This is a genomic window from Streptomyces sp. BV286 (genome assembly GCF_019090165.1).
Lineage (GTDB): Bacteria > Actinomycetota > Actinomycetes > Streptomycetales > Streptomycetaceae > Streptomyces.
This window is the reverse complement of record NZ_JAHRIB010000049.1, coordinates 1-233: the sequence shown is the minus strand read 5'-3', so window position 1 is coordinate 233 and position 233 is coordinate 1. Positions and strand designations below refer to the sequence as shown.

The following is a 233-nucleotide window of genomic DNA, read 5'->3' as shown; positions in this document are numbered from 1 at the left end:
TCGCGGAGCCGGGGAGTGCTGCGGCTGCTCTGTTGACGCGGACGGTGTATGCGCAGGCTGCTCTGTTCGCGGTCGAGGTGGCGCTGTTCCGCCTGATCGAGTCGTTCGGTGTGCGGCCGGACTTCGTGGCGGGGCACTCGGTCGGGGAGATCGCGGCTGCGCACGTGGCCGGGGTGTTCTCTCTTGACGACGCGGCGATGTTGGTGGCGGCTCGTGGGCGGTTGATGGATGGG

At 69.1% G+C, this 233-nt stretch carries 1 protein-coding gene; it reads left to right on the top strand.

Features of this window, described 5'->3' with window-relative positions; translation table 11 throughout:
- Nucleotides 1-233 (top strand): acyltransferase domain-containing protein (locus KUF83_RS07110; RefSeq protein ID WP_217453713.1); only part of this gene is annotated, 233 nt, incomplete at both ends.